This window comes from uncultured Maribacter sp., from assembly GCF_947496775.1.
GTDB lineage: Bacteria > Bacteroidota > Bacteroidia > Flavobacteriales > Flavobacteriaceae > Maribacter_B.
The window spans coordinates 1-989 of the sequence record NZ_CANMDU010000043.1; the positions used below are offsets into that span (position 1 = coordinate 1).

A 989-nucleotide genomic window follows, 5' to 3' on the forward strand; every position below is an offset into this window, starting at 1 on the left:
GCAGCGATATCACTAGATTCTTCTAAATCAGAAAGATCCACCGAAACATCATTACCACCTTCAATATTAATTGCTAATTCGCTAGTAGCAGAAAGGGTAGCCGATTCTAAGTTTTGATCATCTGTAGAAACGTACCCTGATAAATCTACCCCGGTAGCACCAGCTTCTGCATTAGTAAGGGTAAGCATATTAGAAGTAGCATCTAAGTTTAAATCTGAAAGTTCGTTTGTTGCAGAAGTATCTTGATCGGCAGTAATATGTGTATCTAAATTGGTTTGTACTAAAGCGATAGCGTTATCCGCATCGGTTTCATTAGCATCAACATCATTTTGAATTGCAGTTTCTGCAGCTGTAGCACGAGTTACTTCTGCAGAAATAGCAGTAGTATTGTTCGCAATATCGGTATCGTTAGAACTAATATTCGTTGTGTTTGTATTTATTAAAGCCGTGTTAGCAGCGATATCACTAGATTCTTCTAAATCAGAAAGATCCACCGAAACATCATTCCCCCCTTCAATATTAATAGCTAATTCGCTCGTAGCAGAAAGCGTAGCAGATTCTAAATTTTGGTCATCTGTAGAAACGTACCCCGATAAATCTACCCCAGTAGCCCCAGCTTGTGCATTGGTAAGAGTAAGCATATTAGAAGTAGCATCTAGATTTAAATCTGAAAGTTCGTTGGTTGCAGAAGTATCTTCATCTGCCGTAATATGTGTGTCTAAATTAGTTTGCACTAAAGCGATAGCGTTATCCGCATCGGTTTCATTAGCATCAACATCATTTTGAATTGCAGTTTCTGCAGCTGTAGCACGAGTTACTTCTGCAGAAATAGCAGTAGTATTGTTCGCAATATCGGTATCGTTAGAACTAATATTCGTTGTGTTTGTATTTATTAAAGCCGTGTTAGCAGCGATATCACTAGACTCTTCTAAATCAGAAAGATCCACCGTAACATCATTCCCACCTTCAATATTTACTGCTAATTCGCT

At 38.2% G+C, this 989-nt stretch carries 1 protein-coding gene; it reads right to left on the minus strand.

Going from position 1 to position 989, the window contains the following annotated elements:
- Positions 1-989: hypothetical protein (locus Q0856_RS17990; RefSeq protein ID WP_298507221.1), on the minus strand; the 989-nt coding region annotated here is incomplete at both ends.